Here is a 21,556-nt window from a genome sequence, read left to right on the forward strand (position 1 = left end):
ATTCTTCGTCCTACTCTGCGTCCATACAGGGGCGATTCGAACAACAACGGCAGCCGACACACGTCGAGCGCCAACACCCCCCGCAATATCTTTTCGTATCTGCCCATACAAAAAAGCGCGCCGTTGGCGACGCATAACAATCTCAGGTGGAGCGCAGTCATGGCCTTTGTGCAGCTTGAAAACCTCGGCAAACGATATGGCGAGATCGACGCAGTCGTCGCCACCAACCTGTCGGTGGAAAAAGGCGAGTTCGTCTCACTGCTCGGCCCTTCCGGCTGCGGCAAAACCACCACCCTGCAAATGATCGCCGGCTTCGTTGAAGTCAGCAGCGGACGCATTGTGCTGGACGGTCGCGACATCACCCACGCCAAACCCGCCAGCCGTGGCCTGGGCGTGGTGTTCCAGAGTTACGCGCTGTTCCCGCACATGACCGTGCAAGACAACGTCGCCTTCGGCCTGCGCATGCGCAAAGTACCCAACGGTGAATTGCAGCAACGGGTGGATCGGGTGCTGAAACTGGTTCGCCTGCACCAGCACGCCGAGCGTTATCCACGGGAGCTTTCCGGCGGCCAGCGCCAGCGTGTTGCTCTGGCCCGGGCGTTGGTGATCGAGCCGCCGGTGCTGCTGCTCGACGAACCGCTGTCCAACCTCGACGCCAATTTGCGCGAAGAGATGCAGTTCGAAATCCGCCGCATCCAGCGTGAAGTCGGGATCACCACGCTGATGGTCACCCACGACCAGTCCGAAGCGCTGTCGATCAGCGATCGGGTGGTGGTAATGCAGGCCGGGCGCATCACCCAGATCGACGCGCCTTACACCCTCTACGAACACCCGCGCACCGAGTTCATTTCCGGATTCGTCGGCAAAGCCAATCTGCTGCCCGGTGAGCGAGATGGCGCCGGCGTGGTTCAGGTGTGCAACACCGGCAACGGTGAACTGACGTTAAGCCTGCGCCCGGAGAAAATCGATCTGCGGGAAAAAGGCCATGGTCGTCTGCAAGGCAAAATCGCCAGCCGCTTCTTCCTCGGCAGCCAATGGTTATACGGCGTAACGACAACCCTGGGCGAACTCTGCGTGGTGCGTCGCAACGACGGCTCAGCGCCACTGGCCGAAGGCACGGCGGTCGGCCTCGACTGGGACGCGGCACTGCTGCGGGTGCTGAGTGTCGACGAGGTGTCGGCATGAATACGCTCGCCGCCATCCGTCAAGGACGCCAAGGGTATGTGTTGTCGGCGCCGGCCCTGGCGTTGTACGTCGGCCTGCTGGCGATCCCGCTGCTGCTGACGCTGGTGTTGTCGTTGAACGTCTTCGACTACAGCTCGGGGATCAACAGCGACGCCTACACCTTCGCCCACTACAGCAGCCTGCTGGGCGACCGGTACTTCTACGAAATCTTTCTGCGCACGATGTGGATCAGCGCCCTGACCACCCTGCTCTGCGTGCTGATCGGCGTGCCCGAGGCCTACATCCTCAGTCGCATGGGCGCACCGTGGCGTTCGATTTTCCTGATTCTGATCCTCACGCCGCTGCTGATTTCGGTGGTGGTGCGGGCGTTCGGCTGGAGCCTGTTACTGGGCGCCGACGGGCTGGTCAACCAGACCTTGCAAGCCTTCGGTGGCTCGCCGATGAAGCTGCTCTACACGCCGTTCGCAGTGGTGATCGCGCTGGTCCACGTGATGCTGCCGTTCATGATCATTCCGGTCTGGACCTCGTTGCAAAAACTTGACCCGGCCGCTGAGCAGGCTGCGCTGTCACTGGGCGCCAGCCACTTCACAGTGATACGCAAAGTAGTGTTGCCGCAGGTCATGCCCGGCGTGCTCTCCGGCACCTTGATCGTGTTCGGCCTCGCGGCCAGTTCCTTCGCCATTCCCGGCCTGCTCGGCGGACGACGGCTGAAGATGGTCGCCACGCTGATCTACGGCCAGTACCTGTCGGAGCTGAACTGGCCGATGGGCGCCGCGATTGCCGTGGCCCTGCTGTTGCTCAACCTGCTGATCATGCTGTCGTGGAACCGGATGATCGAAGGCCGCTACAAGAAGTCATTGGGATAATTCGTCATGTCCAGAAACGGTCCTTTCGCCCTGCTGTTCCATGCCCTGGTGGTGCTGTTCATGCTCGCGCCGCTGGTGGTGGTGTGCCTCGTCGCCTTCACCCCGGAAAACACCCTGAGCCTGCCGACCACGGATTTCTCCCTGCGCTGGTTCCGCGCCGTGTTCGAACGCGCGGACTTTGTCGATGCGTTCTACAACAGCCTGATCCTGGCCTTCAGCGCGGCCAGTCTGGCGACGCTGATTGCGGTGCCGGCGGCGCTGGCGATCACCCGCTTCGAGTTCCCCGGACGGGACTTTTTCAACGCCCTGTTCCTGTCGCCGATCATCATTCCGCACCTGGTGCTGGGGGTGGCGTTGCTGCGCCTGTTCGCGCTGATGGGCGTCAACGGCAGCTTCGCCTGGCTGATCTTCGCGCATGTGCTGGTAATCACGCCGTATGTGTTGCGGCTGGTATTGGCGTCGGCCATCGGCCTGGACCGCAGCGCCGAACACGCCGCGCAATCCTTGGGTGCCGGGCGCTTCACGCTGTTCCGGCAAATCACCTTGCCGATGATTCTGCCGGGGGTCGCCGGTGGCTGGCTGCTGGCGTTCATCAACAGTTTTGACGAGGTCACGTTGTCGATCTTCGTCACCTCGCCGGCCACGCAAACCTTGCCAGTGCGCATGTACGTGTACGCCACCGAATCCATCGATCCGATGATGGCGGCGGTGTCGGCCCTGGTGATCGCGCTGACCGCGCTGACGATGATTCTGCTCGATCGGGTCTACGGCCTGGATCGGGTTCTGGTGGGTAAACAATGAGGGCGCCATGGCTCTGCTGAAACGACTGGCCGAAGGCGACCGCCCGGCCCTGGACTTTACCCTCGACGGCGTGCCTGCCAGTGGCTTGCTCGGCGACACCCTGCTGACCGCCGTGCTGACCTGCAGCGAACACCTGCGCGGCAGCGACTTCAGCGCCGAACCCCGCGCCGGCTTCTGCCTGATGGGCGCCTGCCAGGACTGCTGGGTACGCCTGGGCGATGGCCGCCGGGTGCGGGCGTGTTCGACGCAGCTTGAGGCCGGCCAGCAGGTCAGCCGCGAACCGGGGCGCTCGGTATGAACGCTGTGGTGATCATCGGCGCCGGCCCTGCCGGGATTCGTGCGGCGCAGACGCTGGTGGCGCATGGCGTGCGCCCGGTTCTGCTGGACGAAGCCGCACGCGGTGGCGGGCAGATTTATCGGCGGCAGCCGGTGAACTTCAAGCGCTCGCCCGTCAAGTTGTATGGCTTCGAAGCCCCCAAGGCCAACGCGCTGCATCAAACCGTCGACGCACTGCGCGAACAACTCGATTACCGCCCCGACACGCTGGTATGGAACGCCGAGGCCAACGCGCTCGACACCTTGCACGAGGGCCGCGCCATACGTGTGGCGTTCTCCCGGGTGATTGTCGCCACGGGTGCCACCGACCGGATTCTGCCGGTGCCGGGCTGGACATTGCCGGGGGTGTACAGCCTCGGCGCGGCGCAGATCGCCTTGAAGTTTCAGGGCTGTGCCATTGGTGAACGCGTGGTGTTCGCCGGCAGCGGACCGTTGCTGTACCTGGTGGCCTATCAATACGCCAAGGCCGGTGCCAACGTGGTCGCGGTGCTCGACAGTTCGCCGTTCAGCGCTCAGGCCCGCGCCCTGCCCGGTCTGTTGTCGCAACCGGCTACCCTCGCCAAAGGCCTCTATTACCGCACCTGGCTGACCGCCCACGGCATCCCGGTGCATCAGGGCGCCAGCCTGTCAGGCATCGATGGCCAACAGCGTGTGCAATCGCTGAACTGGCGCAACGCAAAAGGCCAACATCGAATCGACTGCGACGCCGTCGCCTTCGCCCATGGTCTGCGCAGCGAAACCCAACTCGCCGACCTGCTGGGCTGCGAATTCACCTGGAACCCGCTCAACCGCGCCTGGCTGCCACAGCACGACAGTGCCGGGCGCAGCAGTGTCGCCGAGGTGTACCTGGCGGGTGACGGCGCCGGCATCATGGGCGCCGACGCGGCGGAAATGGCCGGTGAACGGGCAGCCCTCGCCTTGCTCGAAGACAGCGGTCACCTGCTCCCGCCGCAACGTGCCACCCAGCTGGAACAGTCGCTGAAAGATAGCGGCAGATTCCGCCAGGGCCTTGAGCGTGCCTTTGCCTTCCCCGAAAGCTGGGCCGCTGACGCTGCGGATGACCTGATGATCTGTCGCTGCGAAGAAGTACGCGCCGGCGACATCCGCCAGGTGGTGCGCGAAGGTCATTGGGAGATCAACCGGGTCAAGGCCCACTGCCGGGTCGGCATGGGTCGCTGTCAGGGCCGGATGTGCGGGGCCGCCGCCGCGGAAATCATTGCCTGCGAAAGTCAGCGTTCCGTAGCCGAAATCGGTCGGTTGCGGGCTCAGGCACCGATCAAACCCTTGCCGTTCGGTCTGGAGGTCGAGCCATGATCGAGGTCGAGGCAGTCATCATTGGCGGCGGCATTGTCGGGGCTTCCGCCGCCCTGTTTCTGAGCAAGGCCGGCCGACGTGTGGCGCTGCTGGAACGGGATTTTTGCGGTTCGCATTCCAGTGGCGTGAACTATGGCGGCGTGCGTCGTCAGGGCCGGCCGCTGTCGCAATTGCCGTTGTCGCAACGGGCCCACGAAATCTGGGGACAGCTGCCGCAATTGATCGGCATCGACGGCGAGTACCAGCGCAGCGGTCACTTGAAACTCGCCCGCAGTCTCAACGATTTACGAGCGTTGCAGGATTACGCCGCCAGCAGCCAGGGGTTCGGCCTCGATTTGCAACTGTTCGACCGCAGTGAGTTGCGCGCACGTTTTCCGTGGGTCGGAGACGTCGCAGTCGGTGCTTCGCTGTGCCCGGACGATGGTCACGCCAACCCGCGCCTGGTGTCTCCGGCGTTTGCCCAAGCGGCACGTCGGCATGGCGCGCAGGTGCATGAGCAATGCGCAGTTACGGCGGTGGAACACGATGGTCAGCGCTTTCGCGTCAGCACTCAAACCGGCCTCGAACTGCGCGCCCCCTGGCTGCTGAACTGCGCCGGCGCCTGGGCCGGCAACCTTGCCGCGCAATTCGGTGAAGCGGTGCCGATGCACGCCGGACACCCGGCGATGCTGGTCACCGAGCCGTTGCCGCTGGTGATGAATGCCAGCACCGGCGTCGAAGGCGGCGGCATCTATGCCCGTCAGGTCGCGCGGGGCAATTGTGTGTTGGGCGGCGGCCAGGGCTTTGCCCTTGATGGTGCCCGCGCCCGGCCTGGTCAGAGCGCGGTGATCGAGATCCTGCGTCAGGCCGTCGAGCTCTACCCGTTTCTTGAAGGCGCCCAGGCTATTCGTACCTGGAGCGGCACCGAAGGTTATTTACCCGACCGCCAACCGGTGATCGGTCACAGCAGCACCCAACCCGGTCTGTTGCACGCATTCGGCTTTGCCGGCGCGGGCTTTCAGATCGGGCCTGCGGTGGGCCAGGCGCTCACCGAGATCATCTGTAGCGGCGCGTCAAAGACGCCGCTGGATGCGTTTTCCATCACCCGGTTTCACTCCATCTCCGTAGCTTGATAGAGGAAGGTCGCGCCAATGAATAACCTCAAACGCACTGCACTGCTCGGTTTGTCCTGCATGAGCGCCCTGCTCACGGTCACTCAGGCCCACGCCGAGCCGACGCTTTACCTGGGCATGAACGGCGGGACCATGGAGCGGCTCTACGCCGACAAGGTGCTGCCGGCTTTCGAGAAAGCCAATAACGTCAAAGTGGTGATCGTGCCGGGAACCTCGGCCGATATTCTGGCCAAGGTCCAGGCCAGCAAAGGCAACCCGCAATTGCACGTGATGTTCCTCGACGACGGCATCATGTACCGCGCCATTGCCATGGGCTTGTGCGACAAACTCGAAGACAGCCCGACCCTGGCGCAGATTCCGCCCAAGGGCCGCATCAAGGATCAAGCGGTGGCGGTCAGCCTCGGCGTTACCGGGTTGGCGTACAACACGCGGCTGTTCAAGGAGAAAGGCTGGAACGCGCCGACCTCCTGGATGGACATGGCCGATCCTCGATACAAGGACAAGGTTGTGTTCCAGTCGATGGCCTCCTCGACCTTCGGCCTGCACGGTTTCCTGATGTTCAACCGGATTCAGGGCGGTAGCGAAACCAACGTCGAACCGGGGTTCAAGGCCTGGCCGAACACCGTCGGGCGCAACGTGCTGGAGTACATTCCGAGCTCGGCGAAAATCTCCGAAATGCTCCAGACCGACGAAGCGGCGCTGTTCCCGCTGACCCCGACCCAGGTCACCGCGCTGAAACTCAAGGGCATGCCGGTGGAATATGCGCAGCCGAAGGAAGGCTCGGTGGTGCTCAACGTGGCCGAATGCGCCATCGCCAACAACACCCAACCGGAACTGGCGCAGAAACTCGCAGCCTTCTTGCTGACACCTGAAGCACAGGCTGCGGCGCTTGAAGACGGCGATCAGATTCCGTCGAACCCGAATACGCCAACCACCGACAAGACCCGCGGTCAGGTCGAGGCGATGAAGCGCTATCTGGAGACAGCGATTGCCATCGATTGGGATCAGGTCAACGAACAGCGCCCGGCATGGAATGATCGGTGGAATCGCAGTATCGAGCGTTAACCTCGAAGATCAAAAGATCGAAATCCTGTAGGAGCGAGGCTTGCCCGCGAAGAATGCACCGCGTTTTTTCGTATCACCGCGTCATCGTTCTTCGCGGGCAAGTCGGATCGCCGCACCGCTCTCTCCTACGGATTTTATCGGCAGCAGTGGAAGGGAAATTACCCACTTGGTTAAACTACGCCGCCGCGGCTCAGGGGGAGCCGGCCTGAAGATTACGGGGTGACATCACAGTGGCCGTACGACCGCCCAACCGTCCGCAACTCACACCACGCTGGTCCGCGCTACGCCGTTTTTTCGGCAAGGCATTCGCGGCGCCAACCAGTAGCAGCGTGCAAGGTCGGGTGATCCACGACTACTTCCGCCACAAGGCCCATGTTCAGGGCTACACCCTCAGCCACAGCCAGTTGCGCGTGATCGACTGCATGGCGCAGCACGCATCGGCGCTGCCGGGGTCATCGGCGCCACTCCCCGGGCTTTACCTCCATGGTGCGGTCGGGCGCGGCAAGAGCTGGCTGCTCGACGGATTTTTCCAGGCCATCCCCGTCACGGCAAAACAGCGCCTGCACTTCCATGAGTTTTTTGCGCAATTGCATCAGGGCATGTTCAGCCATCGCGATCAGCCCGATGCGCTGGCAACCACCCTCGACGAACTGCTGAAAGACTGCCGGGTGCTGTGTTTCGATGAATTCCACGTGCATGACATCGGCGATGCGATGCTCATCACCCGGCTGTTCAAGGCGCTGTTTCGCCGGGGGATTCTGCTGCTGGTGACCTCAAACTACCCGCCGGAAGGTTTACTGCCCAACCCGCTCTACCACGCTCGTTTCAAACCGGTGATCGACCTGATCAACACGCGCATGCAGGTGATGGAAGTCGGCGGCCCCCATGATTACCGCAGTCAGGCGCGACCCCATGCGCAGCAGCTGTTTACCCAGGGCCAGTACGTCTGGCCGGCCACGGTGAGCCAGCGTCAGGCGCTGCACCTGCTCGAACACGACGCACCGCCCATTCGACTGCCCGTCGGGACACGGCACCTTCATGCCCGATACTGCGAAGGGCGAACCATCGGCTTCACCTTCGCCGACCTGTGCGAACACCCCACCGCCGTCATGGACTACCTGGAACTGTGTCGGCGCTTCGACCGCTGGATCATCGACAAACTGCCCAGCCTCGCCGACTGTTCAATCGCCGCCCAACAACGCTTCATCAACCTGATCGACGTCTTGTACGACCAAGACAAACACCTGATTCTGCTCGGCCACCAGTCATTGCGCGAATGCCTGGATGGCGATGCCATCGACCTGGCGCGCACGCGCAGCCGGTTGGGGCAGTTGCTGGAGGTCAGGGAACTCGCCTGACAGCCACCACCACTTTCCCGCTATCATGTCGCCCATTTCCAGGCCCCCGCGCCTTCCTTCAGATCAATAGCGAACCTGCCTATGCACACCCTCGCACAACTGCGCGCCGGCCAATTGTCGGGTATCACCCGCCTGGACCTGGTCTGTGGCCTGACCGAATTCCCCCGGGAAATATTCGACCTGGCGGACTCGCTGGAAGTGCTCAACCTCAGCGGCAACGCCTTGCGCAGCCTGCCGGACGATCTGCACCGCCTGACCCGTTTGCGCGTGCTGTTCTGCTCGGACAATCAGTTCACCGAACTGCCCGCCTGCCTCGGCCAGTGTACGGCACTGACGATGATCGGTTTCAAGGCCAACACCATCGAACACGTGCCGGCCGCCGCCCTGCCGCCGCTGTTGCGCTGGCTGATCCTGACCGACAACCGCATCACGGATCTGCCAACCGAACTGGGCGAGCGCCCGCACCTGCAAAAACTCATGCTCGCCGGCAACCGCTTACAGCGCTTGCCCGAAAGCCTGAGCCAGTGTCATCGACTTGAGCTGATCCGCATTGCCGCCAATCAGCTCAGCGAGCTTCCCGAATGGCTACTGACCCTGCCGAGCCTGACCTGGCTGGCGTACGCCGGCAACCCATTGGAAACCGAAGCCGATGCGGCGGCGCTTGAAGCCACGGCGAGTATTCCCTGGTCCGAGCTGAGCCTGGAGAAGAAGCTGGGTGAAGGCGCGTCGGGGGTCATTCATCAGGCGTTGTGGGAGCAGACAAAACAGGTCGCGGTAAAACTCTACAAAGGCGAAATGACCAGCGACGGCTCGCCGTTGCACGAAATGAACGCCTGCATCACCGCCGGCATCCACCCCAACCTGATCCGGGTCGAAGGGCGGATCGTCGGGCATCCGCAGGCGCAAGCCGGGCTGGTGATGCAACTAATCGATCCGAGCTACCGCAACCTGGCCAGCCTGCCGAGCCTGACGTCGTGCTCCCGCGACATCTATGCCGACGACACCCGGTTCAGCGCCGGCGTGGCCATGCGCATCGCCAGTGGCATCGCCTCGGTGGCCGAACACCTGCACCGCCAAGGCATCACCCACGGCGACCTCTATGGCCACAACATTCTGTGGAACGAGCATGGCGATTGTCTGTTGGGGGATTTTGGCGCGGCATCTTTCCACGCCACCTCGGACAACCTTGAAAGCCGCGCGCTGCAACGGATCGAAGTGCGGGCGTTCGGGGTTTTGCTGGGAGAATTGCTGGAGCGGATCGACTCAGGGTTGAGCGCTGAACAGCGGGTCGCGTTAGAGGATTTACAGCAGCGCTGCTGTCAGCCGGATGTGTTGGCGCGGCCGGGGTTCAGTGAGGTGGTGCGGGAGATGGCCGCGTTCAACTAGCAGCAAATATAGAACCTGTGGCGAGGGAGCTTGCTCCCGTTCGGTTGCGCAGCAGCCGTCGCTTTTGGGGTCGCTTCGCAACCCAGCGGGAGCAAGCTCCCTCGCCACAAGCAAGCTCCCTCACCACAGGTTAAATCACAACGGTCAGAACCGCTTAACCCGCCAACCCGACAAACATGTCCTGCACGTCATCGTGGTTATCGAGGCCTTCGAGGAACGCTTCGACTTCTGCCATCTGCTCGTCGCTCAAGCCGCTCACCGGGTTCTTCGGCTGATAACCCAACTTGGCCGACAACACGGTAAAGCCCTGCTCCGGCAGCGCTTTCTGTACCGCATCCAGGTCCGCTGGGTCGGTCAGGAACAGCGTTGCGCCGTCTTCACCCGGCTCGAAATCCTGGGCGCCGGCTTCGATCGCGGCCATTTCCGGATCGGCGTCAGGGCTGTCCGGGGACGCCTCGATCATACCGACGTGGTTGAAGTCCCAAGCCACCGAACCGGAAGCGCCCAACTGGCCCTTGCGGAACGCGACGCGGATTTCAGCGACGGTGCGGTTGATGTTGTCAGTCACGCATTCGACGATCAGCGGCACCTGATGCGGTGCGAACCCTTCATACGTCACGCGATGGTATTGCACGGTTTCGCCGAGCTGGCCGGAGCCTTTCTTGATCGCGCGTTCCAGGGTTTCGCGAGGCATCGAGGCTTTTTTCGCCTGTTCGACCACCAGACGCAGGTGTGCGTTGGTGGCGGTATCGGCACCGTTGCGCGCAGCAATGGTGATTTCCTTCACCAGTTTGCCGAAGATCTTGCCCTTGGCGTTGGCTGCCGCTTCTTTGTGTTTAACCTTCCACTGTGCGCCCATTACTCACTCTCTTGATCTGTGGCGCCGAGACATCTATTGGCCGACGCGTAGCGCAAGTTTATACGGCCTAAAGATGCCAATCGACCAAAAATTCCAAGATATTCAGCCCATGACGGGTCGACATCTTCACCAATGTTTGTAGGGCGATTCTGAAAAGTCGATTTGCGGTGACGCTTCAGGGCTGTGGTTTCGTACCCTCTGCGCCCGTTCTCCATGGCAGAAGCGCATTCGATGCACAACGACAAGGAAAGTCCCTATACCTTGACACTCCTCGACGGTGGTCTGAGTTTGCAGGTATTGCAGTTCAATGGCCGCGAAGGCCTCAACCAGCCCTATCGATTCGACATCGAGGTGATCGGCCTCGCACCGGCGATGAACCTGCACCGGTTGCTGCAACAACCAGCGTTCCTGAGGCTGTCGGCTGATCAGGGCATTCATGGCGTGATCCACAGCATCAGTCGCGAACATCGCGGCCCGCATCGGGTCGGCTACTCGCTGGTGCTCGCGCCCCATCTTCAACGACTTCACCTGCACAGCTCGCGCCGGGTGTTTCATCGTCTCAGCGTACCAGCCATCGTGCGTCAGTTGCTGGAGGAGCATCAATTGCCCGAGCACATCTATCGCTTCGACCTGACCAGCGAGCGCTACCCGCTGCGGCCTTTTTGCATTCAGTACGATGAGAGCGATCTGGCCTTCATGCAGCGGCTGTGTGAAGAAGAAGGCATCCACTTCCACTTCGAGCATCAGCCCGACGGGCACCTGCTGGTTCTGGCCGACGACAGCCTGAGTTTCCCGCAGGAGCCGCTGTTGATGCCGTTCCATGCCGACGCATTCAACGACCCGCTCTTGCCGGTGATCAGCGAACTGTTCCAGCGCCATGACCCGGCTCCCGCCCCCGCACAATGGGATGCCAGAAATCGCGGCGCGCACGTGATCGGCGACGGCGCGGCCAACCACCCGCTCGCCGGAACGGGCCCGGTTACGGCAAGACTTGCGCCCGAACAGCTTCATCGCGAACAGCTGGGCCGCCGCACGCTGGAACGCCTGCGTTGCCAGCACCGGCAGATCCACGGCCAAAGCACCCTGAACGAGCTGCGCACTGGACGAATCGTGCAAGTGGAGCAGCACCCGCTCTCGAGTTTCAACGATCAGTGGCTGCTCACCGATATCCAGCACCAGGGGCAGCAGCCGTCGATACTCGCCGAGGACGAACCCGGCATTGCCCGGCACTACAGCAATCGTTTCACCGCCATCCCCTGGTCAACGGTATTCAGGCCAGCGCTCAAACAGGTCAAGCCGAGCATCCCGGGCTATCAAACCGCCCGGGTGCTGGGCCCCGTCGGGCAACCGGCAGCGCTCGATAAACAAGGCCGAATACAGGTCTGCTTGTGGCCAAAACCGGGGTTCGAGGCGGATGAGTCCGTTGGGCTCTGGCTACCGGTCGCCCTCGCAGCACCGGACGGTCGGATCGATCCGTCCAGACTGCCCATGGCCGGCACCGAAGTGTTGGTCAGTTTTCTCGACAGTGACCCGGACCGGCCGGTGTTGTGTGCCGGCATGGGCCACCTCCAGCCTTCCCGGCCCGCTCCCGAACCACGCCGCGATGCTCATCTACTGCTCGATTGGCTGACCAATCGCTCGGATCTCATGCCGTGATTTTACCGAGCCGCTCCCACAGGAATTCAGGCTGGCCGCCAACCTTGTGTACGACGCAAAACCTGTGGGAGCGTGGCTTGCCCGCGATAGCCACGCCGCGCTCTACCCGACGGGCGCCAACCCAAAAAACGCCTGTATCAAGCGCAAATCCCGCCGCCGTTCCATACAACCGATCATGTGACGATTGACCAGCCCCTCGCCAATGATCGACACCGCCGCCACCCGTGGGTCGTGGCTGACTTCCGCCGACGACACCACGCCCACGCCCAACTCGGCGGCCACCGCCTCGGTCACGGCCTCGCGACTGTCCAGTTCCAGCAACACCCGTGGATTGACCCGGGCTTGAATGCACGCCTCGTCGAACGTGCGTCGGGTAATCGAACTCGGCTCGCGCAACACCATGATCACCTGGTCCAGCGCCTTGAGCGGCAGCCCTTGCGACTGCTGCGCCCACGGATGGCCGGCGGGCACCAACGCGCAAATCCTCGACTCGTTCAACGCTTGCAAGTGCAACCCCTTGCGCGGCTCAACCTCGGTCAGCACTGCCACGTCGGCATGCTCGGATAACAACGCCGCGAGGGTTTCCTGGGCATTGCCCAACCGCAGGTTCACGGTGATCCCCGGATACCGCGCGCGCAGGCTGGCGAGCATCGGCATGACCATGTGCGGGCCATCCGCCGCCACTTCCAGGCGCCCGGTGAGTAGCTGCCGGTTGGCCTCCAGCATCGCCTGCGCTTCTTCGGCCAGGCCGAACATCGCTCGGGTGATCGCCGCGAGTCTGGTGCCCTCCTCCGTCAGCTCGACGCGCCGCGCGGTACGGCGCAACAAGGTGATCTGGTAACGCTCCTCCAGCGCCTTGATGTGCCCGGTGACCGCCGGTTGGCTGATGAACAGGCGTGCGGCGGCGCGGGTGAAGCTGCCCTCGCGGGCCACGGCATCGAAGGCACGCAGCTGGAACAGATTCATGAATAACTCTCACTGATAGCTGGCATAACAACAAACAATTTGATTGATAGCACGCCGAATTGCAATTTATGCCCCGTAGTTTCATCCCACTGAGCTTTTGCAAGGACACAAGAATGCGTACTGCCGAGCCCATCCTGCTCACCCCCGGCCCATTGACCACATCGCAACGTACCCGTCAGGCGATGATGGTCGACTGGGGTTCATGGGATGACCGCTTCAACCAATTGACCGCCAGCCTGTGCGAGCAATTGCTGGTGATCATCAACGGCGGCGACAGCCACCACTGCGTGCCCCTGCAAGGCAGCGGCACGTTCGCGGTCGAAGCGGCGATCGGCACGCTGGTGCCCCGGCACGGTAAAGTGCTGGTGCTGATCAACGGCGCCTACGGCAAACGCCTGGCGAAGATCTGCGAAGTGCTCGGCCGTTCGTTCGACACCTTCGAAACCGCCGAAGACGAACCGACCACCGCCGTCGACGTCGACCGCTTGCTGCGGGCCGACGCCAGCATCACCCACGTCGCCTTGATTCACTGCGAAACCAGCACCGGCATCCTCAACCCGCTGGCGGAAATCGCCCACGTCATCGAGCAGCACGGCAAACGCCTGATCATCGACGCCATGAGCTCGTTTGGCGCCCTGCCGATCGATGCGCAACAGGTGCCGTTCGACGCCCTGATCGCCGCCTCGGGCAAATGCCTGGAGGGCGTGCCGGGGATGGGCTTCGTCTTCGCGCGCAAAGAAGCGCTGGCGAAGGCTGCCGGTCACTCGCACTCATTGGCGATGGACTTGTTCGATCAGCACGCCTACATGGCCAAGACCGGCCAATGGCGCTTCACCCCGCCGACCCACGTGGTAGCGGCGCTGCACGAAGCCTTGCTGCAATACAACGAAGAAGGTGGTTTGCCGGCCCGGCATCAGCGCTACGCCAACAACTGCCAGGTGCTGCTCGATGACATGGCCAAACTGGGCCTGCGCAGCTTCCTGCCCGCGGCGATCCAGGCGCCGATCATCGTCACCTTCCACGCGCCGAAAGACCCGCGCTACCAGTTCAAGGAATTCTACGAACGGGTCAAGGCCAAGGGCTTCATCCTCTACCCCGGCAAACTGACCCAGGTCGAAACGTTCCGGGTCGGCTGCATCGGCCACGTCAACCAGGCCGAAATGCACGCAGCGGTGGCGGCCGTGGCCGAGGTGCTGCGCGAGATGGAAGTCCTCGAAATCTAAACCACCACTGTTCCCTGTAGGAGCGAGGCTTGCCCGCGAATGCAGACGACACGGTGCGTCAGTTAAACCCTGTAATCGTTCTTCGCGGGCAAGCCTCGCTCCTACAGAGATCAGAGACATGAACTATGTAAACCCAACCAAACTGCAAGCCGCCATCCTCGACTGGGCCGGCACCGTGGTCGACTTTGGCTCTTTCGCCCCGACCCAGATTTTCGTCGAAGCCTTCGCCGAGTTCGACGTCCAGGTTTCCATCGAAGAAGCCCGTGGGCCGATGGGCATGGGCAAGTGGGATCACATCCGCACCCTGTGCGATCAGCCGTCAGTTGCCGAGCGTTATCGCCAGGTGTTCGGCCGCACGCCGACCGACGATGACGTCACCGCCATCTACCAACGCTTCATGCCGCTGCAGATCGAAAAAATCGCCGAACACTCGGCACTGATTCCGGGCGCCCTGGACACCATCGCCAACTTGCGCCAACAAGGGATCAAGATCGGCTCGTGCTCCGGCTACCCGAAACAGGTCATGGACAAAGTGGTGGAACTGGCCGCCAGCAACGGCTACGTCGCCGATCACGTGGTCGCCACCGACGAAGTGCCCAACGGCCGCCCATGGCCCGCTCAGGCCCTGGCCAATGTGATTGCGCTGGGCATCGACGACGTCGCGGCCTGCGTGAAGATCGACGACACGGTGCCGGGCATTCTCGAAGGTCGCCGTGCCGGCATGTGGACCGTGGCGTTGATCTGCTCCGGTAACGCGCTGGGTCTGGACTACGAAGGTTATCGCGCGCTAAGCAGCGATAAACTGGCCAGCGAACGCAAGCGCATTCATGCCCTGTTCGAAGGCTCGCGACCGCACTACATGATCGACACCATCACCGATTTGCCCGAGGTGATCGCCGACATCAACATGCGCCTGGCCAACGGCGAGATGCCGCAAGCCAACTGATCGCCCCCCTCGCCTCATAATAAAAGCGCCAGTTCCTTGGATGGAACTGGCGCTTTTTTGTGGTCGATGACTTGATTTAGAGCATTGAGCGGCCCATTTGCCTCGGGCAAATCCTGCGAAACAGGATTACAGTTAGTGCACGCCGTCGAACAAGAACGGTGACTTCAGACCAGAATTGTGAGGAAACACCGTATGCCCTGGAAGAATTCCGAATCACGCTACAGCACCGTATCGATCGCGCTGCACTGGTTGATGCTGGTTCTGTTAATACTGGTCTACGCCTGTATCGAATTTCGCGGGATCTTTCCCAAAGGCAGTGGCGGCCGGACGCTGATCAAGGAAGCACACTTCATGCTCGGCCTGACGGTGTTCGTGCTGGTCTGGTTGCGGCTATTCGCCCGCAGCCTGGGGCCGGCACCGCAGATATTCCCCGCCTCCCCTCGCTGGCAAACCGTGGTTGCCAGGCTGATGCATTGGGCACTGTATATTTTCATGATCACCGTGCCGGTTCTGGGTTGGCTGACTACCAGCGCCGAGGGGCATCGGGTGATGTTCTATGGCGTTGACCTGCCATTGCTGATCGAAGAAAACAAACCGCTGGCCAAGCAGTTCCAAGGCTGGCATGAGCTCGGCGCCACCATCGGTTATTGGCTGATCGGGTTGCACGCGGTGGCCGGGATTTACCACCACTATGTGGTGCGCGATAACACCTTGCTGCGGATGATGCCCAAACGCGGTGACGCATAACCTGTAGGAGCGAGGCTTGCCCGCGAAGAATGCACCGCGGTTTTTCAGGTATTAAGCGTCATCGTTCTTCGCGGGCAAGCCTCGCTCCTACGCCCCGGCGGCCCTGCAAGCCGCCGGTGTGGATGAAGATCAGGCGCGTGCCTTGGGGAAATTTACCAGCTTCGACTTGTTGCTTGAGAGCCATGAGCGCTTTGCCGGTGTACAGCGGCTCGAAAAGAATGCCGCTGGCCTGTTCGGTCTGCTCGATGAATGCAAGCAGCTGTGGGTCGACTTTGGCAAAACCGCCACGGCTGGCATCCAGCAGTTCATACAAGGGATCGACCCAACCGGCTTCCTGCATAATCATCTCGACCTGCTGCGCCACGCCATGATCATCGGGCACCGCCAGCGCTCCATACACCGGGTGTTCACCCGCCTCCGCCAGCACCAGCCCGGCCAGGGTCGTGCCCGTTCCGCAGGCCAGCCACCAGCCGTCATAGTTGCTCCAGTCCAGGCCACTCAGTTGCTCACGGGCCTGTGCCACCAGCTGCATGCAGCCCTTCGCCCCACGCAAGCCGGCACCACCTTCCGGCACCGGTTGCAGCTCGGGATACTGCGCCCGCCACGGCTGCCAGAAACCCGGCTCATGCCGCGCTCGATAACCGCCATAACCCAGCCAGTGCAACTGCATGCCGAACGCCTGCAAGTCCTTTACTGTCGGGGTGTCTTGCGGATGCCCGCGCAGCAAACCGACCGTGGTGAACCCGAAGCGCTTGCCTGCGGCGGCCAATGCGTGGAGATGGTTGGAGTGAGCACCGCCCAGGCTGATGATGCCTTGGGCGCCGTTCTGATCAGCGGCTTTCAGGTGTTCGCTGAGTTTGAACCACTTGTTGCCGCTGATCAGCGGGTCGATCCGGTCCAGACGCAGGATAGCGACTTCGATACCGGCGGTGACGAGCCAGTCGAGGTGAAGGGGCTCGAGGGGGGCTTGGGAGAGCCAGTCTGTTGGAGGGGAAAGCATTGATGCCGGCTCTGGGTAAAGAGCCGGTATGTTAACAGCAGACTTTGTGTTGATTACAACTCAGCCGCCAACCGCGAACCCTGGTTGATCGCACGCTTGGCATCCAGCTCCGCCGCCACGTCCGCGCCGCCAATCAAGTGCACGTTCTGTCCGGCCGCGACCAGACCGTCGTGCAGCTCGCGCAACGGATCCTGCCCGGCACAGATCACGATGTTGTCCACCGGCAGCACCTGCGGTTCGCCGCTTTCGCCGATGCGGATGTGCAGGCCTTCGTCGTCGATCTTCAGGTACTCGACGCTGTTGAGCATTTGCACCTTTTTGTTCTTCAGACCGGTGCGGTGAATCCAGCCGGTGGTCTTGCCCAGGCCGTCGCCGACCTTGGATGCCTTGCGTTGCAACAGGAACACTTCACGGGCCGGCGCATGGGGCTCAGCCTTGATGCCCGCGACACCGCCACGCGCTTCAAGGTGCGTATCGATGCCCCACTCCTTCCAGAACGCTTCGCGGTCCTGGCTGGTGGCCACGCCTTGGTGCACGAGGAATTCCGACACGTCGAAACCGATACCGCCAGCGCCGATTACCGCGACGCGTTTGCCCACCGGTTTACGCTCGAGGATCACGTCCAGGTAGCTCAGCACCTTGGCGTGCTCGACACCCGGAATCGCCGGCACCCGCGGCGCGATGCCGGTAGCGAGGATGATTTCGTCGTAACCGCCCTCGACCAGTTGCGCCACGTCCACACGGGTGTTCAGGCACAGCTCGACGTTGCTGGTCTGCAACTTGCGGTTGAAGTAGCGCAGGGTTTCGAAAAACTCTTCCTTGCCCGGCACGCGCTTGGCGATATTGAACTGGCCGCCGATTTCGCTGGCCGAATCGAACAGCGTCACCTGATGACCGCGCTCGGCGGCCACGGTAGCGGCGGAAAGGCCCGCAGGACCGGCGCCAACCACGGCGATTTTCTTGATCTGCTGCACCGGCAGGTAATTGAGTTCGGTTTCATGACAGGCCCGCGGGTTCACCAGGCAACTGGTCAACTTGCCGCCGAACGTGTGATCCAGGCAAGCCTGGTTGCAACCGATGCAGGTATTGATTTCATCACCACGACCGGCTGCCGCCTTGTTGACGAAATCCGGGTCGGCGAGAAACGGTCGTGCCATCGACACCATGTCGGCATCGCCTTCGGCCAGGATCTGCTCGGCGACTTCCGGGGTGTTGATGCGGTTGGTGGTAATCAGCGGAATGCTCACCGAACCACGCAGTTTCGCCGTGACCTTGCTGAACGCCGCACGGGGCACTTTAGTGGCGATGGTCGGAATCCGCGCTTCGTGCCAGCCGATCCCGGTGTTGATGATGGTCGCGCCCGCCTGCTCGATGGCCTTGGCTAACTGCACGATTTCTTCCCAGGTGCTGCCGCCTTCCACCAGGTCGAGCATCGACAGGCGGAAGATAATGATGAAGTTCGGGCCGACCGCTTCGCGCACCCGACGGACGATTTCCACCGGCAGGCGCATGCGGTTTTCGTAGGCGCCGCCCCAGCGGTCAGTGCGATGGTTGGTGTGGGCGGCGAGGAACTGGTTAATGAAATAACCTTCGGAACCCATGATCTCGACGCCGTCGTACTCGGCTTTTTGCGCCAGGGTCGAGCAGGTAACGAAATCGCTGATCTGCTTCTCGATGCCTTCCTCGTCCAGCTCTTTAGGCTTGAACGGGTTGATCGGCGCCTGGATCGCGCTCGGCGCCACCTGTTTCGGGCTGTAAGCATAACGCCCGGCATGCAGGATCTGCATGCAGATCTTGCCGCCCGCCTCGTGCACCGCGCGGGTGACGATCCGGTGTTTGAGCGCTTCTTCCTCGGTGGTCAGCTTGGCCGCGCCGGAGTAAACCCCGCCCTCATCGTTCGGGCCGATACCACCGGTGACCATCAAGCCTACGCCGCCACGAGCACGTTCAGCGAAGTACGCGGCCATGCGCTCGAAACCGCCAGGCTTTTCCTCAAGGCCCGTGTGCATCGAGCCCATCAGGGTGCGGTTGCGCAACGTGGTAAAACCCAGGTCCAGCGGGGCCAACAGGTGCGGGTAATGAGCGGCGGCCATCGGTAACTCCACAACGAGCGATCACGGAAAAGTTGCAGGAGCTCTTCGGCTCCCGTCAGTCATATTCGACAGACTAAGAGTCGCACTGCTGTCACTCAATGACCGTAACTGACAACTTATTGATCCAAATGCGCAGCGCCCCTTGGCAAGCGCGGGCATGGGCCCTACCCTAGTCGCGAACCCTGCACACGGCCGTTGACCGTTTCCCATGCGCAAACTTCTGTACCTGACCCTCTCCATGGCGTTGATCGCCGTTCTGACGACCTACGCGATGTGGGCCGCGGACCGGCCGGTGGGGCATTACCTGTCTGACCTGCGCATCAATCTTGCGGTCGATCAGGGCACGCCCGCCGATCGCGGCAACCTGCTGGGCATCCAGCCCGAGCTGTTCCCTACCGACTATCAAAGTCCCGAACATCTGCACCGCAAGCTCGCGGCCTACCTGCAGAAGGCCCAGGACCAGGGGCTGCTGAACGAAAAAACCATCGTCGTGCTGCCTGAACATGTCGGCACCTGGCTGATGGTCAGCGGCGAAAAAGATGAGCTGTACCAGGCCACCACCCTCAAGGAAGCCATGAACTGGCTGGCGGTGAGCAACCCGTTGCAGTTCATCCGCGCCCTGATCAGTGCCGAGGGCAGCAGCCGAGTCGACGACGCGCACTTTCGGATGAAAGCCAAGCGCATGGCCAAGGACTATCAGGCGCTGTTTGGTGGCCTGGCGAAAGAATTCCACGTGACCCTGGTGGCCGGTTCCATTGTGCTGCCCGAACCGAGCGTCAACGACGGCATCCTGCACATCGGCCACGGCGCGCTGTATAACAGCAGCGTGGTGTTCGGTCGCGACGGCCTGCCAATCGGCCAGCCCCAACGACAATTGCACCCGACGTTCGCTGGACACAGCACGCTCCAAAGCAACTCCGATCATCCGGTCAACGTCGTCGACACCCCGGCCGGGCGCCTGGGCGTGCTGATCGGCAGCGACAGCTGGTACCCCGACAACTACCGCAAACTCAACGACCAAGGCGCACAACTGGTGGCGGTCCCGGCGTTCGTCGTCGGGCATGGATCCTGGGATCAACCGTGGCGTGGTTATAAAGGCCTGCCAACGCCGAGCTCTGTCAGCCTCAAGGCCGGCGAACTCAGCGAGGGTCAGGCCTGGCAGCGACTGACGCTGATCGCCCAACCACCAAGCAGCCAGAGCATCGCCGGCATGAGCGTGTTCCTGCGTGGTCAGTTCTGGGACAAGAGCAGCGCCGGTCAAAGCTTCCTCAGTAGCAACGGGCAGCATTTCGCCGACGGCGATGCCCGCGGCGCGCGCTTGCTGAACCTCTGGTTGTAATCGATGAAACCGCAGCCGATGCGCCTCGGGGATCTGTCGGTGGGCTTCGTCCATAGCCTGGCCGACGCCGTGCGCAGCCATGGCCTGGATCCACAACCGTTGCTCGAACAGTACGGCCTCGACGCCGCGCGACTGGCCGAAGCCGGCGCTCGCCTGTCGATCCCGCGCTACATGCGCCTGGGCCACGGCGCCATTCAACTGACCGACGACCCGGCGCTGGGTTTGCGCATGGGCCAGCTCAGTCGCCTGAGCCAGGTTGGCCTCGCCGGCGTCACCGCCGCCCAGGCACCCACCGTGCGCGAAGCGGCGCGCTGCCTGATTCGCTTCGAGGCGCTGTATGGCTCCAACTATCGCGGCCAGTCGAGCTTTCACGAAGACGCCCAAGGCGCCTGGCTGCGGTTCTATTCGATCAGTCCCTACAACGCCTACAACCGCTTCGTGGTGGATTCGATCATCGCTGGTTGGTTGCAGCAATTGTCCAGCCTGAGCCCTGCCCCGCTGCGCGCCGAACGAATCGAAATCGAATTCGAAGCACCGGATTACCGGGAGGCCTACGCCGTACTCGGCGACTGCCCGATCCAGTTTGGCGCTGAACAGAATCAACTGCGCTTGAGCCTGGACAGCCTCGCCCAGCGCAACCCGGAGCACTGCCCCAGCACCTGGCGGCACCTGCTGCAACTGTGTGAACGGGAACTGGAGCAACTGACACGCACCCGCAGCCTGCGTGAACGCATCACTCAGTTGCTGGGCCCGTTGCTCAATGGTGGCCGGGAACCCGACCTGGAAGAAGTGGCGGCACGCCTGAAGCTGCCAACCTGGACCTTGCGCCGCAAACTCGCCGAGGAAGGCACGCAATTTCGTGCAATTCTCAACGATACGCGCCGCGACTTGGCCATGACCTACATCCGCGACACCGAACTGGCGTTCGGCGAAATTGCCTACCTGCTAGGGTTTGCCTCAGCCGAAGCCTTTCAGCGGGCCTTCAAACGCTGGAATGGCCAGACGCCCGGCGAGTTTCGCCGCAGTCATCGCCAATCCGCTTAATTACAACTCGGTTGCGTCTTCGGCCGGTTCCAACGGGTCCAGTTCAAAGGCCTGATACTCGAGCAGTTCTTCTTGATAATCGTCCATTATTAAACCCCCATCACTTGTTGAAAAAACGTCTGAATAAATGACCAGCGCTCTGAGCATAAAGTGCCCGCATGAAAGAAAAATGACGCGGACACGACACTACGTCGCTACTGAATAAAACGTAGCAGGTGGTCAGGAATTTATCACTGGATTTTTCGATACAGGCTGTGGGA

At 62.2% G+C, this 21,556-nt stretch carries 18 protein-coding genes and 1 pseudogene; 15 read left to right on the plus strand and 4 right to left on the minus strand.

The window, feature by feature from the left end; translation table 11 throughout:
• The first annotated feature begins 159 nt into the window (after positions 1-159).
• The 9 genes from AC30D7_RS14050 (at position 160) to AC30D7_RS14090 (ending at position 9,423) form a co-directional block, all read left to right on the plus strand.
• Positions 160-1,185 carry an ABC transporter ATP-binding protein gene (locus AC30D7_RS14050; RefSeq protein ID WP_064618870.1) on the plus strand — a complete coding sequence of 342 codons (1,026 nt, stop codon included), beginning with the start codon at positions 160-162 and terminating at the stop codon, positions 1,183-1,185.
• Positions 1,182-2,051 carry an ABC transporter permease gene (locus AC30D7_RS14055; RefSeq protein WP_490134461.1) on the plus strand — a complete coding sequence of 290 codons (870 nt, stop codon included), beginning with the start codon at positions 1,182-1,184 and terminating at the stop codon, positions 2,049-2,051. Before AC30D7_RS14050 ends, AC30D7_RS14055 begins: the two co-directional genes overlap by 4 nt.
• Before the next feature lie 6 nt (positions 2,052-2,057).
• Positions 2,058-2,852: an ABC transporter permease gene (locus AC30D7_RS14060; protein WP_019580025.1), complete on the plus strand. Its 795-nt coding sequence runs from the start codon at positions 2,058-2,060 to the stop codon at positions 2,850-2,852.
• A 7-nt stretch (positions 2,853-2,859) separates the two neighbouring features.
• Entirely contained in the window at positions 2,860-3,150 is a 291-nt protein-coding gene (locus AC30D7_RS14065; protein WP_018925441.1) for a (2Fe-2S)-binding protein, read from the plus strand.
• On the plus strand, positions 3,147-4,502 hold the full coding sequence (locus AC30D7_RS14070) for an FAD/NAD(P)-dependent oxidoreductase (RefSeq protein ID WP_490134462.1): 1,356 nt from the start codon (positions 3,147-3,149) through the stop codon (positions 4,500-4,502). The genes AC30D7_RS14065 and AC30D7_RS14070 overlap by 4 nt, the downstream gene beginning before the upstream one ends.
• Positions 4,499-5,614 (plus strand): NAD(P)/FAD-dependent oxidoreductase, encoded by a 1,116-nt coding sequence (locus AC30D7_RS14075; RefSeq protein WP_019580023.1) that lies wholly within the window; start codon positions 4,499-4,501, stop codon positions 5,612-5,614. Before AC30D7_RS14070 ends, AC30D7_RS14075 begins: the two co-directional genes overlap by 4 nt.
• 18 nt (positions 5,615-5,632) lie before the next feature.
• Entirely contained in the window at positions 5,633-6,679 is a 1,047-nt protein-coding gene (locus tag AC30D7_RS14080; RefSeq protein ID WP_019580022.1) for an ABC transporter substrate-binding protein, read from the plus strand.
• Between the two features lie 230 nt (positions 6,680-6,909).
• Positions 6,910-8,037 (plus strand): cell division protein ZapE, encoded by a 1,128-nt coding sequence (gene zapE / locus AC30D7_RS14085; RefSeq protein WP_490134463.1) that lies wholly within the window; start codon positions 6,910-6,912, stop codon positions 8,035-8,037.
• 81 nt (positions 8,038-8,118) lie between these two features.
• Positions 8,119-9,423: a leucine-rich repeat-containing protein kinase family protein gene (locus AC30D7_RS14090; protein WP_490134464.1), complete on the plus strand. Its 1,305-nt coding sequence runs from the start codon at positions 8,119-8,121 to the stop codon at positions 9,421-9,423.
• Between the two features lie 154 nt (positions 9,424-9,577).
• Here the strand turns inward: AC30D7_RS14090 and AC30D7_RS14095 are convergent, their stop codons facing one another.
• Positions 9,578-10,282, minus strand: a complete 705-nt coding sequence (locus AC30D7_RS14095) for a YebC/PmpR family DNA-binding transcriptional regulator (RefSeq protein ID WP_007940960.1) — start codon at positions 10,280-10,282, stop codon at positions 9,578-9,580.
• 231 nt (positions 10,283-10,513) lie between these two features.
• Between AC30D7_RS14095 and AC30D7_RS14100 the strand changes: the two genes are divergently transcribed.
• The gene (locus AC30D7_RS14100) at positions 10,514-11,938 is read left to right on the plus strand and encodes a type VI secretion system Vgr family protein (protein WP_490134465.1); all 1,425 of its coding nucleotides are present in this window, start codon (positions 10,514-10,516) and stop codon (positions 11,936-11,938) included.
• Positions 11,939-12,040: 102 nt separating this feature from the next.
• Here the strand turns inward: AC30D7_RS14100 and AC30D7_RS14105 are convergent, their stop codons facing one another.
• Entirely contained in the window at positions 12,041-12,904 is an 864-nt protein-coding gene (locus AC30D7_RS14105; RefSeq protein ID WP_490134466.1) for a LysR substrate-binding domain-containing protein, read from the minus strand.
• Positions 12,905-13,017: 113 nt separating this feature from the next.
• Here AC30D7_RS14105 and AC30D7_RS14110 point away from each other — a divergent pair, with 113 nt between their 5' ends.
• The 3 genes from AC30D7_RS14110 to AC30D7_RS14120 all read left to right on the plus strand — a co-directional run bounded on the left by AC30D7_RS14110 (position 13,018) and on the right by AC30D7_RS14120 (position 15,820).
• Positions 13,018-14,127, plus strand: a complete 1,110-nt coding sequence (locus AC30D7_RS14110) for a 2-aminoethylphosphonate--pyruvate transaminase (RefSeq protein ID WP_490134467.1) — start codon at positions 13,018-13,020, stop codon at positions 14,125-14,127.
• A gap of 118 nt (positions 14,128-14,245) precedes the next feature.
• Positions 14,246-15,073, plus strand: coding sequence for a phosphonoacetaldehyde hydrolase (phnX, locus tag AC30D7_RS14115; protein WP_490134468.1), 828 nt, complete (start codon positions 14,246-14,248; stop codon positions 15,071-15,073).
• Positions 15,074-15,265: 192 nt separating this feature from the next.
• On the plus strand, positions 15,266-15,820 hold the full coding sequence (locus AC30D7_RS14120; RefSeq protein ID WP_490134469.1) for a cytochrome b: 555 nt from the start codon (positions 15,266-15,268) through the stop codon (positions 15,818-15,820).
• 58 nt (positions 15,821-15,878) lie between these two features.
• Here AC30D7_RS14120 and AC30D7_RS14125 read toward each other — a convergent pair whose 3' ends face one another.
• Entirely contained in the window at positions 15,879-16,820 is a 942-nt protein-coding gene (locus tag AC30D7_RS14125) for a 1-aminocyclopropane-1-carboxylate deaminase/D-cysteine desulfhydrase (protein WP_490134470.1), read from the minus strand.
• A 53-nt stretch (positions 16,821-16,873) separates the two neighbouring features.
• Positions 16,874-18,913: an oxidoreductase gene (locus AC30D7_RS14130; protein WP_490134471.1), complete on the minus strand. Its 2,040-nt coding sequence runs from the start codon at positions 18,911-18,913 to the stop codon at positions 16,874-16,876.
• 208 nt (positions 18,914-19,121) lie between these two features.
• On the opposite strand from AC30D7_RS14130, the gene AC30D7_RS14135 reads away from it, so the two are divergent.
• The gene (locus tag AC30D7_RS14135) at positions 19,122-20,252 is read left to right on the plus strand and encodes a carbon-nitrogen hydrolase family protein (RefSeq protein ID WP_490134472.1); all 1,131 of its coding nucleotides are present in this window, start codon (positions 19,122-19,124) and stop codon (positions 20,250-20,252) included.
• 3 nt (positions 20,253-20,255) lie between these two features.
• Positions 20,256-21,351, plus strand: a pseudogene (locus tag AC30D7_RS14140) (AraC family transcriptional regulator).
• Positions 21,352-21,556 lie beyond the last annotated feature (205 nt).

It is taken from the genome of Pseudomonas sp. DF5, assembly GCF_058148225.1.